Annotated in this window: 14 protein-coding genes; 5 read left to right on the top strand and 9 right to left on the bottom strand. The window is 68.0% G+C overall.

From position 1 onward, the window contains the following. The first annotated feature begins 1 nt into the window (after position 1). Together ABTV68_RS05315 and ABTV68_RS05310 are read left to right on the top strand one after the other, a co-directional pair. Positions 2 to 1,759 carry a glycoside hydrolase family 3 protein gene (locus tag ABTV68_RS05315; protein WP_433676574.1) on the top strand — a complete coding sequence of 586 codons (1,758 nt, stop codon included), beginning with the start codon at positions 2 to 4 and terminating at the stop codon, positions 1,757 to 1,759. Positions 1,760 to 1,797: 38 nt separating this feature from the next. Continuing rightward, positions 1,798 to 2,289, top strand: a complete 492-nt coding sequence (locus tag ABTV68_RS05310) for a nuclear transport factor 2 family protein (RefSeq protein WP_433676573.1) — start codon at positions 1,798 to 1,800, stop codon at positions 2,287 to 2,289. A gap of 103 nt (positions 2,290 to 2,392) precedes the next feature. On the opposite strand, the gene glpK is transcribed toward ABTV68_RS05310, so the two are convergent. Next, complete coding sequence (gene glpK / locus ABTV68_RS05305; protein ID WP_433676572.1) at positions 2,393 to 3,910, bottom strand: glycerol kinase GlpK; 1,518 nt, start codon at positions 3,908 to 3,910, stop codon at positions 2,393 to 2,395. 29 nt (positions 3,911 to 3,939) lie between these two features. Further along, complete coding sequence (locus tag ABTV68_RS05300) at positions 3,940 to 5,649, bottom strand: glycerol-3-phosphate dehydrogenase/oxidase (protein ID WP_433676571.1); 1,710 nt, start codon at positions 5,647 to 5,649, stop codon at positions 3,940 to 3,942. A gap of 109 nt (positions 5,650 to 5,758) precedes the next feature. Between ABTV68_RS05300 and ABTV68_RS05295 the strand changes: the two genes are divergently transcribed. Continuing rightward, positions 5,759 to 6,730 carry a sugar-binding transcriptional regulator gene (locus tag ABTV68_RS05295; RefSeq protein ID WP_433676570.1) on the top strand — a complete coding sequence of 324 codons (972 nt, stop codon included), beginning with the start codon at positions 5,759 to 5,761 and terminating at the stop codon, positions 6,728 to 6,730. A gap of 7 nt (positions 6,731 to 6,737) precedes the next feature. Here ABTV68_RS05295 and ABTV68_RS05290 read toward each other — a convergent pair whose 3' ends face one another. Genes ABTV68_RS05290 through ABTV68_RS05260 form a run of 7 tightly spaced genes read right to left on the bottom strand, consistent with a single transcriptional unit; the run spans position 6,738 to position 14,727 of the window. After that, a complete protein-coding gene (locus ABTV68_RS05290) occupies positions 6,738 to 7,817 on the bottom strand; it encodes an Lrp/AsnC family transcriptional regulator (RefSeq protein ID WP_433676569.1) in 1,080 nt (359 codons plus the stop codon). Beyond that, positions 7,814 to 8,707: an alpha/beta fold hydrolase gene (locus tag ABTV68_RS05285; protein ID WP_433676568.1), complete on the bottom strand. Its 894-nt coding sequence runs from the start codon at positions 8,705 to 8,707 to the stop codon at positions 7,814 to 7,816. Before ABTV68_RS05285 ends, ABTV68_RS05290 begins: the two co-directional genes overlap by 4 nt. Before the next feature lie 22 nt (positions 8,708 to 8,729). Beyond that, positions 8,730 to 9,908: a M24 family metallopeptidase gene (locus tag ABTV68_RS05280; protein ID WP_433676567.1), complete on the bottom strand. Its 1,179-nt coding sequence runs from the start codon at positions 9,906 to 9,908 to the stop codon at positions 8,730 to 8,732. A 29-nt stretch (positions 9,909 to 9,937) separates the two neighbouring features. After that, positions 9,938 to 10,891 carry an ABC transporter permease gene (locus ABTV68_RS05275; protein WP_433676566.1) on the bottom strand — a complete coding sequence of 318 codons (954 nt, stop codon included), beginning with the start codon at positions 10,889 to 10,891 and terminating at the stop codon, positions 9,938 to 9,940. Next, positions 10,888 to 11,850 (bottom strand): ABC transporter permease, encoded by a 963-nt coding sequence (locus ABTV68_RS05270; protein WP_433676565.1) that lies wholly within the window; start codon positions 11,848 to 11,850, stop codon positions 10,888 to 10,890. Before ABTV68_RS05270 ends, ABTV68_RS05275 begins: the two co-directional genes overlap by 4 nt. Before the next feature lie 25 nt (positions 11,851 to 11,875). Further along, positions 11,876 to 13,519, bottom strand: a complete 1,644-nt coding sequence (locus ABTV68_RS05265; RefSeq protein ID WP_433676564.1) for an ABC transporter substrate-binding protein — start codon at positions 13,517 to 13,519, stop codon at positions 11,876 to 11,878. Further along, positions 13,519 to 14,727, bottom strand: a complete 1,209-nt coding sequence (locus ABTV68_RS05260; RefSeq protein WP_433676563.1) for a dipeptidase — start codon at positions 14,725 to 14,727, stop codon at positions 13,519 to 13,521. The genes ABTV68_RS05265 and ABTV68_RS05260 overlap by 1 nt, the downstream gene beginning before the upstream one ends. Before the next feature lie 161 nt (positions 14,728 to 14,888). Between ABTV68_RS05260 and ABTV68_RS05255 the strand changes: the two genes are divergently transcribed. Both ABTV68_RS05255 and ABTV68_RS05250 read left to right on the top strand, forming a co-directional pair. Further along, positions 14,889 to 15,902 (top strand): ABC transporter ATP-binding protein, encoded by a 1,014-nt coding sequence (locus ABTV68_RS05255; RefSeq protein WP_433676561.1) that lies wholly within the window; start codon positions 14,889 to 14,891, stop codon positions 15,900 to 15,902. Further along, a complete protein-coding gene (locus ABTV68_RS05250; protein WP_433676560.1) occupies positions 15,886 to 16,890 on the top strand; it encodes an ABC transporter ATP-binding protein in 1,005 nt (334 codons plus the stop codon). Before ABTV68_RS05255 ends, ABTV68_RS05250 begins: the two co-directional genes overlap by 17 nt. Positions 16,891 to 16,979 lie beyond the last annotated feature (89 nt).

The raw sequence follows: 16,979 nt of genomic DNA, 5'->3' as shown, positions 1-16,979 counted from the left end.
CATGACCGAATCCGCCCGTTTCCCGTATCAGGACGCATCGCTGCCCGTCGCCCAGCGTGTCGAGGATCTCCTCAGCCGCATGGACGCCGCCGACAAGGCCGGCATGTTCTTCCACACGATGATCGCGTACGGCGACCCGACCGAATCAAACCCCACGTTCGGCATCCCGTCCGCGGTATCGATGGTGCGCAAGCGCCGGATGACGCACTTCAACATCATCGGCGCGGCCGGTGATGGTCGAGAGTTCGCCGCCTGGCACAACGACCTGCAGCGCACGGCGCTGGAGAGCGGACTCGGCATCCCGATCACGTTCTCCACCGATCCGCGCCACGCGTTCAGCGACAACCCCCTCACCTCGATCCTCGCGGGACCGTTCTCGCAGTGGCCGGAGACTCTTGGCTTCGCCGCGCTGGCATCGCCCCAGCGGCTGGAGCGCTTCGGCGATATCGCCCGCCAGGAGTACCTCGCGGTCGGGCTGCGCGTCGCCCTCCACCCGCAGATCGACCTCGCCACCGAGCCGCGCTGGTCGCGCATCAGCGGCACGTTCGGGGAGAGCGCCGACCTCACCTCCGAGCTCGCGGTCGCCTACATCCGCGGCTTCCAGGGTGAGACGTTCGGCACCGAGTCGGTGGCGGCCATGGTGAAGCACTTCCCCGGTGGCGGCCCGCAGAAGGACGGCGAGGACCCGCACTTCCCGTGGGGCCGTGAGCAGGTCTATCCGGGCGGCGAGCAGGAGTACCACCTGCGCCCCTTCATCGCGGCGATCAACGCCGGCGCCACTCAGATGATGCCGTACTACGGCATGCCGGTCGGCACGGACTGGGAGGAGGTCGGCTTCGGCTTCAACAAGGACGTGCTCACCGATCTGCTGCGTGATCGGCTCGGCTTCGAGGGCATCGTCTGCACCGACTGGGGTCTGCTCACCGACGCGGAGGTGCTCGGCAGCCAGATGCCGGCTCGCGCCTGGGGGGTCGAGCAGCTGACGCGCCCAGAGCGCATGGTCAAGGCGCTGGAGGCCGGCGTCGACCAGTTCGGCGGCGAGCTGTGCACCGACGTGCTGCTGGATCTGATGGGTCAGGGCGCGGTGTCCGAGGAGCGACTGGACGTCTCGATCCGTCGCCTGCTGACGGAGAAGTTCCGACTCGGTCTGTTCGACAACCCGTTCGTCGACGAGGATCGCGCCGCGATCGTGGTGGGTCAGAGCGAGTGGGTGGAGGAGGGCCTGGCCGCCCAGAGCGACTCCCTCACGCTGCTCACGAACACCGACGAGCTGCTCCCGCTGTCTCGCGGTGTGAAGGTCTACGCGGAGGGTGTCAACGCGGAGGTGCTCGCGGATTTCGCCACGGTGGTGGACTCCCCCGACGAGGCCGATGTCGCGATCTTGCGCATCAAGGCGCCGTTCGAGGTCCGCGATCGCGGCGGCTTCTCCGCCATGTTCCACGAGGGATCGCTGGAGTTCCCCGCCGAGGAGCACGCTCGCCTCACCGCGATCGCCGAGACGGTGCCCACCGTGATCGACATCTATCTGGATCGCCCCGCTGTGCTCGGTGGTCTCGAGGAGTCGGCCGGTGCCGTCATCGCGAACTACGGCGCCTCCGACCTCGCCGTGCTGCGCGTGCTGTTCGGTGATCGGTCCCCGCTTGGATCGCTGCCATTCGATCTCCCGCGGTCGGACGCCGCCGTCGCCGCGAGCCGATCAGACGTCGCCTTCGACACCGAGAACCCCACGTTCCGGTTCGGTCACGGTCTGCGGTACTGACGCCGAGGATGCGACGTGACGGGGAGTACGGTGCTGGCATGACGACGACGTACCTGGATGACTGGATCACGGCGGGACGAGAGCACGATGCGGCGCTCGCGGCGAGCGCACTCGCCACGAACGTCGAGATGGTGTCACCGCTGACCGACGGGTTCGTGTTCTCCGGTCCGGATGAGATCCGCGAACTGCTGTCGGCCGTCTTCGAGGCCGTCGCCGACTACCGACCGGTGTCCACGATCCGCGACGGCGACACGGTGGTCGTCGTGGGGCGCGCGACGGTCCGTAGCGTCGCGTTGGAGGAGTTCCAGCAGCTGGAGCTGGATGACGACGGTCGCATCCTCCGCATCACGATCGCGATGCGGCCGCTCCCCGCGATCACCGCTTTCGCCCGTGAACTGGGTCCGATCCTCGCCCGACGTCAGGGCAACCCGCGCGCCGCTCGGACGCTGCGGTTCGCCGGCGCCTTCCTCGACAACATCGCCGCCACCGGCGACCGCCGCTTCATCCCGCTCGCGGCACCCACACACTGACGTCGAGAAACCCAGGCAAGTCCGAGAAACCCTGCAACGCGGGGTTTCTCGGACTTGCTTGGGTGTTTTGCGGTGCGGGAACGCAGGGGACGGCGGGGCGGGGTCAGGCGTCGAGGGCCTCGGTGTCGGCGTCGGTCCAGTCCAGGGACTTCGACACCGCCTTCCGCCAGACGCGGTAGCGGCGCTCGCGCTGCTCCTCATCCATCGTCGGCGTCCACCGGCGATCCTCCTGCCACAGTCCGCGCAGCTCGTCGAGGTCCGCCCAGACGCCCGTGGCGAGTCCCGCCGCGAACGCCGCCCCCAGGGCCGTCGTCTCGGTGATGCGCGGTCGGATGACGGTCACGCCGAGCACGTCGGCCTGGAACTGCATCAGGGTGTCGTTGCGGGTCATGCCGCCGTCTACGCGGAGCTCGGGCAGGGTCGTTCCCGTGTCCTCCACGACGGCGTCGATCACGTCGCGCGTCTGGAACGCCGTCGACTCCAGCGCGGCGCGCGCGATGTGGCCCTTGTTCACGAAGCGCGTGAGCCCGACCAGCGCGCCGCGCGCATCGGGACGCCAATACGGCGCGAACAGACCCGAGAAAGCGGGCACGAAGTAGGCGCCGCCGTTGTCCTCCACCGTGGCGGCCAGCCGCTCGACATCGCTGGATTCGGCGATGAGACCGAGATTGTCGCGCAGCCACTGCACGAGGGAGCCGGTGACGGCGATCGAGCCCTCCAGCGCGTAGCGGGCGGGCTCGTCGCCGATGCGATACGCGACCGTGGTGATGAGGCCGTTCTGCGAGCGGACGATGTCGGTTCCCGTCCCGACGATGAGGAAGTTGCCGGTGCCGTAAGTGTTCTTCGACTCCCCCGCCTCGAACGCCGTCTGACCGAAGGTGGCCGCCTGCTGGTCACCGAGGATTCCCGCGATGGGGACCCCGGCCGCGGGCAGCCCTTCGGCGATGCTGCCGAACACCTCCGACGAGGAGCGCACCTCGGGAAGCATGGCGCGCGGGATGTCCCAGATGCGGCACAGCTCGTCATCCCAGTCCAGCGTGCGCAGATCCATCAGCAGCGTGCGTGACGCGTTGGTGACGTCGGTCACATGAACGCTCCCGCCGGTGAGATTCCACACCAGCCAGGTGTCGGGCGTGCCGAACAGCAGCTCGCCGCGACCCGCCCGCTCGCGGGCGCCGGGCACGCGATCCAGGATCCAAGCGATCTTCGAGGCCGACGAGTACGTGGACAGCGGCAGCCCGGTCTGCGCGGCGAAGCGGTCGGTGCCGCCGTCGCGGGCGAGTTCGTCCACCTTCGCCTGCGTGCGTGTGTCCTGCCACACGATGGCGTTGTGGATCGGCTCACCGGTGGCGCGATCCCAGACGATGACCGTCTCACGCTGGTTGGTGATGCCCAGTGCGGCGACGTCGGACACGTCGATCGCAGCCTCGTCCAGCGCATGCTGCAGCACCCACAGCGTGTTGTCGCGGATCTCCGTGGCATCGTGCTCGACCCACCCGGCACGCGGCAGGATCTGCTCGTGCTCGCGCTGACTGGTCGCGACGATCTCCCCCGCGTGATCGAAGACGATCGCACGGGTCGAGGTGGTGCCCTGGTCGAGGGCGATCACGTGGACGGCCACACTGCCTCCTATTGGCGCTGCAGAACGGATCAGGCGTACTCGGGAACGGCGTAGTTGACGTGAGCCAGGCCGCGTACGACCTCGGCGTCGACCGTGGCCGCATCCCATCCGAGCGTATCGGCGATCGCCTCGGCGACCGCACGCGCGTTCTCCTCGGACGCGAGACCCGTGAACGCCATGCTGGTGCGACGCATGAGCATGTCCTCCAGGTGACGCACGTGCTCCGTGCGGGCGAGGTGGCGAAGCTCGGCGGTGGAGTAGCCCGGTGCGCCCGGAAGCGGCGCGTCGGAGTCGTCGGCGGCGATGGCGGCGATCACCCCGGTCGCCACCGTGCCGTAGCGATCCAGCAGCTGGGCGGCGCGCTCGCGCGGCAGTGAGCCGGCGTTGTCGTCCAGCCAGGCCTGTCGCGCCCGCTCGGTGCGGGGGTAGTCCTTGCCACCGCCGATGGCGAGACCTCGGGTGGAGCTGCGCCGGGGTCGTGCCAGCGCCTCCAGCACGTGGTCGGTCAGGCGTTCGGCGGAGGCGCGGAACGTGGTCCACTTGCCGCCCACGAGACTGAACACGGTGGCATCGCCCGTGGGCAGCGTGGCGGTCTCGATGCGGTAGTCGCGCGACACGAAGCCGGGGGCCTCGTCGCCGTGTCCCGGCAGCGGACGTACACCGGAGAACCGGTACACGATCGTGTCGGGGTCCACGGGGATGGACGGGAAGACGTGCGCGGCCAGCTCCACGAAGTACGCGACCTCCTCCGGGGTGCACACGGCCGGCTCCGACATGTCGTGCTCGAGGTCGGTCGTGCCGATGAGCACCTTGCCCTTGAGGGGATAGATCAGCACGATGCGACCGTCGTTGTGCTCGAAGAAGATCTCGCGCCCGCCGGTGGCCTCCAGCAGCTCCGGGTTGTCCACCACGATGTGCGAGCCCTTCGTGCCGCCCATGTAGCGCGTCGGCCGCCCGAGGGCCTCGTTGGTCAGGTCGGTCCACGGGCCGGAGGCGTTGACCACCACACCGGCGGAGAAGGCGAGCTCCTCACCGGTGTCCGCGTCGCGCAGGATGACCTTCCCGTCACGAGCGCCGACGGCGGCCGCGTAGGTGGCGATCCGGGCCTTGTCCCCGCCGGCCGTCACACCGTCGCGTGCCACGTCGATGGCCAACCGCTCCGGGTCGTGCATCGACGCGTCCCAGTAGGTGGCCGTGTACTTCACCCCGGGGTTCAGTCGCGGCAGTGTCCGAAGCGAGCGCTTGCGGCCGTGGAACTCGTGCCGCGGCACGCGTCCTCCGCCGCGCGAGAAGGAGTCGTAGATGACCAGGCCGATCTTGATGAGAGCGGCGCCGCGCTCCTGCGGCTTACCCGCACCGTGGCGCAGGAAGCGCAGCGGCGCGTTGAGGATGCCGGAGAAGGTGGAGTAGATCGGGATGGTGGTCTGCAGCGGACGCACGTAGTGCGGCGCCGTGCCGAGCAGATCGTTGCGCTCGGTGACCGCCTCGTGCACGAGGCGGAACTCGCCGTTCTCCAGGTAGCGCACGCCACCGTGGACCATGTGGCTGGAGGCCGCGGACGCGCCGGTGATCACGTCGCTGCGATCGACGAGGGCGACATCGACCCCCTGGAGAGCCAGGTCGCGGAAGGTGGCGATGCCGTTGATGCCGCCGCCGATGATCAGCACATCCGCATACGGCCGATCCGCGAGACGCGCGATCCCGGTGGGAGCGGTGGGCGAAGTGGAGGCAGGCATCATGATCCTTCCCGTCGGCGCGGACCTCACGCCGTCCCCCCGATCCTCTCGTGGCGAGAACATCCTTTCAACCATCGTGAACGGATGTGCAGCGGGCGACTACGCTGGGCACATGCCCGACCACTCCTGGGACGCGGATCCCACCCGCATGCGCGACGCCCTGCGCGCTGCACACCTGTACTACCTGCAGGACCTCACGATGGATGCCATCGCGAGAGAACTGCACACCTCCCGCTCATCGGTTTCGCGGCTGCTCAGTTTCGCCCGTGATACCGGCCTGGTGGAGATCCGCGTGCGCCCGGAGCAGGACGATGCCGCCGCCATCGCGAAAGAGCTGCGCTCGCGTTTCGGCGTGACCGCTCATGTCGTCCCGGTGCCTGACACGGTCAGCGACATCGAACGACTCGATCGGGTGGCCCTCACCGCTGCACGGATTCTCACCGGCTTCATCGACTCGAACCAGCGCATCGGCGTGGCCTGGGGATCGACGATCAGTGCGGTCAGTCGCTTCCTGGTGCCCAAGCAGACACACGACTCCGTGATCATCCAGCTCAACGGCTCCGGCAATCTCGCGTCCACCGGAGTGCTGTACGCGAGCGAGCTGCTGCGCCGGTTCGGCGACGCGTATGGTGCCGCCGTGGAGCAGTTCCCCGTTCCCGCGTTCTTCGATGACCCGCACACGCGGGAGGCCTTCTGGCGCGAGCGCTCGATCCGCCGGATCCTGGCACTGCAGTCGCGCCTGGATGTCGCACTCTTCGGTGTGGGATCGCCGATCTCCGAGGTGCCGAGCCACGTCTATCACGACTCGTACCTGGAGAAGGCGGACTACCGGGCTCTCTCGGAGGCCGGGGTGGTCGGGGACGTCGCGACGGTCTTCTTCCGCGCCGACGGATCCACCGACGGCATCGTGGTGAATGAACGAGCCACCGGCCCCGACTTCCGCGTGCTCCGACGCACCCCGCGACGCGTGTGCGTGGCGGCGGGGCGCGCGAAGGCGCCGAGCATCCGCGGCGCGCTGGCCGCCGGACTCATCACCGATCTCATCGTCGATGAGCCGACGGCGCTCGCGCTGGCGGAGGTCTGAGCGCGGATCAGGTGAACGCTGTGCCCGGCGGGATTTGCAGCCACGGGTTGGCGGGCATCTCCCCCTGGTCGTACATCACCTGATCACGCCAGCCGGGAGTCTCCACGAAGCCACGCTTCATGAAGACCAGCTCCATGCATGCGGTCCATCCCTTCACGCCCTCGAGCTTGCCGAGGGTCTGGGTCTGGAAGCGGTGCAGGTCATCGGTGGAGGGCAGGATCACCTCGCAGTAGAGGGAGCTCTCATCCAGCGCCGCGGCCATGAAGCGCACGGCGAGGTGGGGACGCAGCGCCTGCGCCACCCGCTCCAGGTGCGAGGGCGCCACCCGCAGGATGATCAGCGTCTCGGCGCTCATGCCGAGCGATGCCGCGGCCACGGACGTAGCCGTCGTGATGCATCCGTTCGCCTTGAGGCGTTCGTACCGACGACGGACACTGCTCTCGTTCATCCCGAGCTTCGTCGCGATCGAGGGGAAGGACGCCCGACCATCGACCGACAGCTCGCCCACGATGCGCCGATCGGCGTCGTCGAAGTGATCGGGCTCGCACGAGTTCGGCGGCGGCATCAGTGCCTCCGAACCGCTCTCGGTGGCGTCCGGTTCGAAGAGTTGACGACCCCAGTCGAAGCTGACCTTGTAGTTGAAGGTCAGCAGATCGCTGCGCCAGCGCTCGATGCCCGGAATCGACTGCAGACCGGTGAGCACCCGCGTCTGCTGTGCGGGACCGCCCGTGATGACCACCTCGGCGTACAGGTCGAACCGACCGGTCACCAGCGTCACGAACCGGACGTAGGGCGATTTCACGAGCTGCTCGGCCACGTCCATCTGCGTGCCCGGAGCGCAGTTCACGCGCACCAGGAACGACTCCACGCGACCGGAGTTCCCGAGCGTGGGGATGACGCCCACCCGCACGATGCCGTCGTTCAGCAGTTGCTGCCCGCGGCGCGCGACGGTCGACACCGCGGCGCCCACCTGGTCTGCGATCGCGCGCCAGCTGGCGCGTCCGTCCTGTTGCAGGGCGACGACAATCTGCTTGTCCAGCTCGTCGATACTGCGTCCCCCTGTCCCCCCTGCCACTGCCGTGGTCACTTCGGCGGGTAGACCCGGTGCAGGAACTCCCGCACGGTCTGGGTCCACTCCTCCGCCTGTTCGATCTGCGGGGAGTGCCCCGACTTCTCGAAGACGACCAGCTCGGAGTTGGGTACCAGCTCGGCGATCGTCTCGCTACACGATACTGGGGTGATCCAGTCGGTCCGGCCAACGGTGATCAGTGTCGGCACCGCGATCTCGTGCAGGCGCGGCTTCAGGTCATAGCTGACGAGGTTCACGGAGAACGCGTAGTTGTGCGCCTCGTAGCGGTACGGGGTCGCCGCCACCTTTCGTTCCACGGCCTCCGGGTCGTAGACGAAGTCGTACAGCGGCAGGATCTCGCGCCAGCAGTCCTTGAGGTCCTCGTTGTCGCGGACCTGGCCGAGATCGATGCGGTCGAACTTCTCCATGTCGATGTTCACACGGTCACTCGCCAGCGCGTTCTCCCGCGCGAGGTGGGCATTGCCGTTGTCGGGGCTGGTGTCGCGCAGGACGACGGCCGCGACGCGATCCGGATAGCGCAGCGCGTACTCCATGGCCATGAAGCCGCCGTAGGAGCCGCCGGCCATGACGATCCGCTCGGCGCCAATCCACTCGCGCAGGCCATCGATGTCGGCTGCCCACTGCTCGTGGCTGAAGGTGCCGTTGCCCTCGCTCTGCCCGCTACCGCGCGCATCGAACACCACGACACGGTACTCATCGGCGAGGCGACCGAAGCTGGCGCGCGGTTCCGCGCGCGATCCGAGTCCGGGCGCGCCGTGGTGGGTGATGATGACCGGCGCATCCTCGGGGCCGAGCACCTCCACGGCCAGGTGATTGCCGTTGATCTGCACCCATTGCGCCTCGGTGGTGGCGGCCGCGAACTCCGGCGATACCTGCTTGTCGGTCATGGAGACTCCCTTTCGATGAGATTCAGAGGGCGATGGTGCAGGAGGCGAGATCCCGCGGGAAGGAAGTGAGACGCTCGGCGCCGCTGTCGGTGACGAGCATGCTGTCGCTGATGCGATACCCAGCGTGACCGGGGATGTAGATGCCCGGCTCATTGGAGACGACCATGCCGGCGGCGAGCACCGTGGCATCTCCGTCTTCCAGCCACGGCGCCTCGTGCATGCCCAACCCGATGCCGTGCCCCTGCCGGTGCCGCAGATGCTCGCCGAGGCCCGCGGCGCGGATCACGTCGAGGCAGATCCGATTCGCCTCGCGGCACTCGACCCCGGGAGCGATCGCTTGAGCGCCGACCTCCTGAGCCTCGCGGATCGTGTCGTGGTAGCGGATCTGATCGGCGGTGGGTTCGCCGAGCACGAAGGTGCGCTCGCCCTCGACGAAGCGGCCTCCGACCGCGCACCCGAGCGAGAGCATGAACGTGTCCCCCGGCTGCAGTCGCTCCGCCGAGGGCAGTCCGTGTGGGAAGGCGGAGTTGGCACCCGAGTACACCAGACCACCCGCGAGGAGCGAGGCCACCACGACGTTCTCGTGCTCGGCATACATGGTGGAGACGCCCACCGAGGTGACGTGACGCTCCAGTTCCGCCTCACTCGGGAGCCGCCCGCCGGCCGCGACGGCGTCGCGCACCAGCTCGACTCCCGCGAGCAGCATCAGGTCGGTGATGCGCGCGGCCTCGCGATGCAGCGCAATCTCCTCGGGGAACTTGAGATAGCGGCTCTGCAGCACGATGTCTGACGGCTCCAGGACCGATCCGCCGAAGGCCGCCTGCGCAGCGAGCAGACGGGAGGTCGACATCGTCGCGGTGAATCCGATGCGCCGCCCGGCGGCTCCCACCCGGCGGGCGAGGAACTCGAACGGGGGGACGACACCGGGGTACTCCGGGAAAGTCACCAGCTCGGCGGTGGCGTTCTGCGCCTGCGCGTACTCCCACTCCAGCGCCGGCACGAGCATGACCACCTCGCCGGTGAGGTCGAGCCATACCGCGACTGGACGTTCCGACGGGTGATGGAAGAACCCGGTCAGGTAGGCGATGTCCTCCGGGTCGTCCGTGAGGATCGCATCCACTCCCGCGTCCGACATGGCGGCACGGACGCGCTCATGGACGCGGGGGAAGAAGTCGGGCGAGAGCCGCTGGGAGAACACCATGTCGTTGCTTCCTGGGGACGTGGCACGCATCAGCGCGCGCGGTTGCGGGGGTTGCGGGCGTCGTTGTACGCGATCGACAGCAGCGTGGCCGAGAGCACCAGGGCGAGGATCGCGAGCGAGGGGAACAGCGTCAGCCACCACGCGCTGGACATGGCGCCGGCCTGCTGCGCTTCGTAGAGGATGCGACCCCACGACCAGGTGGTCGGATCGCCCAACCCGAGGAAGGCGAGGCCGGCGGCGGAAAGCACGGCGCGGGAGGCGGTCACCACGACCGAGACGACGATCACCGGGGTGACGGCCGGCAGCACGTGGCGGGTGATGATCCACCAGGGCGAGGTGGTCATCAGTCGTGCGGCGTCCACGTACGGCAGACCCACGACCGTCAGCGCCTGGGAACGCACGAGACGGGTGACCTCGGGCCAGGAGAAGGCGGCCACCACCAGGATGATCGTGGTGGTGCTCGGTCCGACGAGGGCGGCGACCAGGATCATCAGCGGCAGCACCGGCAGGGACAGCGTCATGTCGACGATCACGCTGATGAATCCGTCCGCACGGCGGAAGTACGCGCCGATCACGGCGACGAACGTGCCGAAGGCGATCGCGATGATCGAGGCAGCCACGGCCACCAGCACACTCTGCTGGGTGCCCCAGATCACCTGCGAGTACACGTCACGACCGAGGGCATCGGTGCCGAACCAGTGCGCACCCGAGGGCGGCTGCAACACATCCGGTCCGTAGCTGGCGGGGTAGGCGGCCAGCAGGGCCGCCGCCACGGAGATCACCGCGAGCGCGAGCAGCACACCGAGCGAGATCATGCCGAGCGGGTCGCGGCGGAACTGGCGCCATGTGTGCACCGAGGCGCGGACATTCTCGGTGGCGACCGGCTCGTGCGCGGCGGCGTCGATGACGGCGCCGGCGACGGCGGCCTCGACGGCCGGCTTCGGGGCCAGCGGTTCGGCGGAGTTATGCAGGTTCTCGCTCATGAGGTCTTCACCCGGGGGTCGAGGTAGCCGTAGACGATGTCGGTGATCATGTTGGCGACCACGACGGTCAGCGCCAGCATGAGGAACGCGCCCTGCAGCACGGGGAAGTCCAGCTGCGTGACCGCGTCGTAGATGCCGCGGCCGATGCCCGGATAGGCGAACACGGTCTCGGTGAGCACGGCTCCTCCCACCAGGAATCCCAGCTGCAGTCCGATCAGGGTGGTGGTGGGAAGCAGCGCGTTTCGCAGCGCGTGCTTCCAGAGGATCTGGCGATAGGGCAGGCCGTTCGCGCGTGCGAGGGTCACGTAGTCCTCCCCCAGCGCGTCGATCAGCGTGGAGCGCATCGTCAGCACGTAGGAGCCGACCTGGACGAGCATCAGGGAGACCGCGGGAAGGACGAGGTGGCGGGCGACGCTGAGGTACCAGTCCATGCCGTACACGCCGTTGTCGAACGCGCCGCCGATCGGGAACCAGCCGAGGAAGAGCCCGAACACGAACAGCAGCAGGATGCCCACGCTTGGAACGAACAGCGACTGTCCGGTGACGCCGAGGATCTGCACCACCCGGTCGGTGGCGCGGCCCTTCTGGGCGGCGGCCGCGACACCGAGCGGGATGCCGATGATGATCGTCAGCGCGAGTGCGGTGAGGGTCAGCAGCAGCGTCCAGGGCAGGCGCTGCATGATCACGTCCACCACGGGCACCGACTGGGTGAAGGAGATCCCGAGATTGCCCTGCAGGAGCTGCCACATGTACAGCCCGTACTGGACGATGAGGGGCTGATCGAGCCCGTACTGCTGAAGGATGGTCGCCCGGATGTCGTCGGTCATGTTCGGGCTCGCGAGTGCGAGCGCTGGATCTCCCGGCAGGATGCGCAGCAGCAGGAAGGTCACGGTCACGGCGAACCAGATCGTGAGCAGTCCGCGACCGACGCGGCCCAGCAGGAATGAGAGACGAGACACCCGGGCGACCCCTTTCAGCGGCCGGTCACTCGACCGGCGTCGCGCTCGCGAGCGAGAGCGGGTTGACGATGGACAGCAGCTCGCTCGGCTTCGAGATGAAGCCGGTCCACTTGTCACTGGCGGCGAAGAACAGGTTCTGCGTGTACATGATGTTGTCGTAGACCTGCTCATGGACGATCTTGTTGGCGTCGCGCATGATGGCGATCTTGTCGTCCGTATCGAAGGTGACCATGCCCTTCTCGATCAGCGCGTTGAGCTCCGGATCGTCCACGTGGGTGTAGTTGATCGCTCCACCCGGCAGGTACGACAGCGAGAAGTTGGTGACCGGGTCGTCCATGATGGCGAAGTTGCCCGCATAGATGTCGTAGTCGCCCTCGTTCGTCTGCGCGAGGTAGGTGTTGCGCTCGGAACCCTGCAGCGTGATCGTGATGCCGGCCTCGGCCGCGCTGTCCTTCACCATCTGCGCCCACTGGCTGGTGACGGCGTCCTGCAGCGAGTAGATGAGCCGGAACTCCACCGGGAAGGTCCCGTCCGATCCCGCCGTGTAGCCGGCCTTCTCCATCAGCGATCGCGCCAGCTCCGGGTCGTACTCGTACTCCGTGATGGAGTCGTCGTAGTAGTCCTTGAGCACCGGCATCAGGGCGCTGGAGCCGGTGGAGACCGCCTGCCCCTGCAGCACCACGGTGCGGATGGCCTCGTAGTCGGCCGCGTGAGCGAGAGCCTGACGCACCTCCGTCTTGGCGAGGTCGGGGTTGTCCATGTTGTAGACCATGTGCGCGTAGCCGAGTCCGGCGGCCTCGATCACCTGCAGCCCCGCGGTGGAGCGCAGCTTCTCGACCTGCGTGGGCGGCAGCGCGTTGGCGATCACGTCGATCTCGCCGCTCTGCAGCGCCAGGATCTCGGTGTTCACATCGGGGTACACGCGATAGACCACCTCGGCCGGCCCCGGCACGCCGCCGTCGACCAGCGGGTAGGAGTCCACGCGCTTGAGGGTGTAGTGCTGACCCACCTGGAAGTCGGACATGATGAACGGGCCGAGACCCACCCATCCGCCGTCCTTGCCGTCGTTCGCGAACGTCGCGATCGAGCCCTTCGGCTCGAACACGTGCTGCGGCACGACGACGCCCCAGAAGCCGATCTCCTCGATGATGGACGAGTCCGGCTGCGAGAGCTTCAGCTCCACGCGGGTGTCCGAGACCGCTGTGGCGGTGTCGAGGTTGCCGAGCTGACCGAAGAACGTTCCCGGCGCCTCATCCTTCTTCACCGCGTTCAGCGTCCAGGCGACGTCTTTCGCGGTCAGCGGGGTGCCGTCGCTCCACGTCAGGTCGTCGCGGATCTCGTAGAACCCGGTGGTGTCGTCGACGTAGCCCCACTTCGTGGCGACGTTCGGCTCCTTGGCTCCGGTGTCGCTGATGGAGAGCAGGTGCGGGTACATCAGGTTCGTCACCCACGAGTCGGTGCGGCTGTTGCCGAGCACCGGGTTGAAGTTGACGACGTCGGTGGTGGTGCCGATCGACAGGGTCTTGTCGCTCGGTCCCGTTCCCGCCGATGCCCCGCCGGTGGCACCGGCATCCGTGGAGGCGGGAGAAGTCGGAGCCTGCGGCGCGCACGCCGCGAGACTCACCGTGAGGGCGATCGCCGCCCCGAGTGCCAGAAGCCGACCGCGCATCAGACCCACACCTCCTCGAGCACACGCATGGTGTTGCCGCCGACGACCTTGCGGATCTCGTCGTCGGAGTAGCCGTGCTTCACGAGCCAACCGATGATGTTGTAGAACTCCTCGGCGGGGTTCTCGATCCCGTCGATGTAGGGCTGCTTCTCGTAGTCCACGTGACCGTGCGCCTGACCGATCGACAGGTTCGAGGAGAACGCGTCGTGCAGGCCGACGTGGTCGCCGAACAGGGTGTCCGGACCGAAGGTGACATGGTCGATGCCGACCAAGTTCACGCAGTACTCGAAGTGATCCATCACCGAATCCAGCGAGTGCTTCGGGTGCTGCGGGGAGATGGTGGTGTGCGGTGCGGCCTCGATGCCGATGACGCCACCGCGCTTCGCGCACTCGATGATGGTCTCGTCCGTCTTCATCCGGTTGGTCGGCCACAGTCCGCGAGCGCCGGCGTGCGTGATGAACACCGGTACCTTCGAGTGCTTGATCACGTCAACGCAGGTGCGGTCGCCGGAGTGGGAGATGTCGATGGCGATGCCGAGCTTGTTCATGCGCTCGACCGCGCGCTCACCGAAGTAGGTGAGGCCACCGTCGCCGCGCTCCTTGAGCCCCGAGCCGAGCATGTTGGCCTCGGAGTAGGCGATGCCCATCTGGCGGACGCCGAACCCGTAGAGCACGTCGAGGCGGTCCACCTCGTTCTCGATCATGGTCGCGGCCTCAAGTGCGAACACGTGCGCGACGCGTCCGGTCTCCGCGGCGTAGCGGATGTCCTTCAGCGACTCGGCCTTGATCACGAAGTCCTGGTGCGCGAGGTCTGCCATGCGGACGCCGAGATCAAACAGCACGTCCTGGTACTTCCAGCCCGCGTCGGAGGAGATGCAGCACGTGCCATCCATGCCGTTGTCGAACACCGCCGTGATCCCCGAGCGGCTGAGGCCCTCGTACCCGGTGGGTTCACGACCCTGGCGGATGTGGTCCCGCAGCTCCCCCATGTCCTCGGGGAACACCTGGACGTGATCGTGCAGCGAGATGACCACCTCGTCGGTGAGCAGGCGCGTGGTGCGCTGCTTCTGCTCCTCGGTCAGCTGGAGGCCCTGGTACTCGGGCACCCGGCCGATCTGCTTCGCGTAGCGGAACTCGCGGAAGTCGACGCCGGGTTCCAGATAGTCGTATGCGGTATAGCCGGTGTACCGCGCGGCAGGTTCGAGCATGCTGCTCCCTTGCTCAGGATCGGTTGGGGTTGGGGGTTGGCCGCGATCAGACGCGGGGTGATGATGACTATCTCGACAATTCGGCGCACTTGTCAACATGTTTGAGAGATTTCGGTGAACAATTAATGCACACGAAACAAATCCGCGGCATAGTGGTCTCCATGACGTCTTCCCTGGACAACGACTCCGCGGCTTCCGGCCCGGTGCTGGAGGTTGCCGACCTGCGGGTGAGCGTGGGATCGGGTGACCGTGCCGTCGAGATCGTGCACGGCATCGACCTCACCGTGCGCCGTGGCGAGTTCGTCGCGCTGCTCGGCGAATCCGGATCCGGCAAGTCCGTCACCGCCCGCGCGGTGATGGGCCTCATCGACGAGGGCACCGTGACCGCCGGGCGTCTCGTCGCCGGCGGCGTGGACCTGCTGACCTGCTCGGACGAGGAGCGCCGGCGCATGCGCGGCGACCGCGTGAGCCTCGTGCTGCAGGACGCGCTGTCGGCGCTCAACCCCGTGCTCAGCATCGGCGATCAGATCATCGACCTGCTGCGGGCCCACCGCACCATCAGCCGCAAGGACGCCCACGCCCGTGCCGTCGAGCTGCTGGGGCTCGTCGGCATTCCCTCCCCTGCCCGACGCGTCGCGGACTATCCGCACCAGTTCTCGGGTGGCATGCGCCAGCGCATCCTCATCGCGATGGCCATCGCGCTGGATCCGGTGCTGCTGATCGCGGATGAGCCGACCACCGCGCTGGATGTGACGGTGCAGGCGCAGATCCTCGACCTGTTCGCGTCGCTGCGGGACCGGCTCGGCATGGGCATCCTGCTGATCACCCACGACCTGGGTGTGGTGATGGAGGTCGCCGACCGCCTGGCTGTGATGTACGCCGGAAGAATTGTCGAAGCGGGCGACGGCGACACGGTGCTGGAGCACCCCGCCCATCCCTACACCGCAGCCCTCCTGCGCTCCATGCCCGCCGCCACACGCACAGAGCGCATGTACGCCATCCCCGGCAGCCCTCCCACCCCCGCGCAGACCCCGTCCGGCTGTGCGTTCCATCCGCGCTGTCCGCTCGCGATCGAGCGCTGCCGCGAGGCCAGACCCGAGCTGGAGACGATCGGCATCGACCGCGTCGCCGCCTGCTTCCGCACCGAGGAGGTTCTCCGTGTCGACGTCCACTGACGACGTGATCCTGCAGGCTGAAGGCCTGACGCGCACCTTCACCACCGGTCGGGGATTCCGTCCCACGCGCGTCTCCGCGGTGGCGGGTGTGGATCTCTCCCTGCGACGCGGCGAAGTGCTCGGAGTGGTGGGCGAATCCGGCTGCGGCAAGTCCACCCTGGCGCGCATGCTGGTGGGCCTGGAGACCCCGGATGCCGGCTCCCTCATCTACGACGGGACCGATGTCTCGACCGGGAGCATGCGTCAGCGCGCCCTGATGCGACGCGGGATCCAGATGATCTTCCAGGATCCGTACATGTCGCTGAACCCGCGGATGACGGTGAACGAGATCATCGCGGAGCCGCTGGCGGCCACGCACACGGGAACGGCAGCCACCCGTCGCGAGCGCGTGGCGGAGTTGCTGGAACTGGTCGGCCTCGCCCCCGAGATGGCCTCCCGCTTCCCGCACCAGTTCTCCGGCGGTCAGCGCCAGCGAATCGGCATCGCCCGCGCGCTCGCGCTGGATCCCGAAGTGCTCATCTGCGACGAACCCGTCTCCGCGCTGGACGTGTCGGTGCAGGCGCAGGTGATCAACCTGCTCGACGACGTGCGTCGCCGCCTCGGCGTCTCCGTGGTCTTCATCGCGCACGACCTGTCGGTGGTGCGCCATGTTGCCGACCGGGTCGCGGTGATGTACCTGGGGAAGGTGGTGGAGCTCGGCGACACTGAGGACGTGTTCACCCGGCCCGCCCACCCCTACACGCGTGCGCTGCTATCGGCGATCCCGCCGCACACCCGTGCCGAGCGCGGCAAGCTGTCCGAGCGCACCCGACTGACCGGCGAGCCCCCGTCCCCCGTGAATCCCCCGTCGGGTTGCCGGTTCCACCCCCGCTGCTCCTTCGCCACGGAGGCGTGCGCGACGGGGGTTCCGCCGCTGGGACCGATCGGTGGAGGACGCGAGACCGCGTGCTTCCACGCCGATCAGGTCCTTGCCCTCTCGGCGGGCTGATTCGTCGCCGGCGGCGCCCCACTGTGCAGGGGCGCCGACGGCGACGGTCGGTGGTGCCGGCACTCGCGGGAGGGGACCGGGTTCGCGGA

The sequence above is a fragment of the Microbacterium gorillae genome, from assembly GCF_050990725.1.
Taxonomy (GTDB): Bacteria; Actinomycetota; Actinomycetes; order Actinomycetales; family Microbacteriaceae; genus Microbacterium; species Microbacterium gorillae_A.
This window is presented reverse-complemented; position numbering and strand designations above follow the sequence as displayed.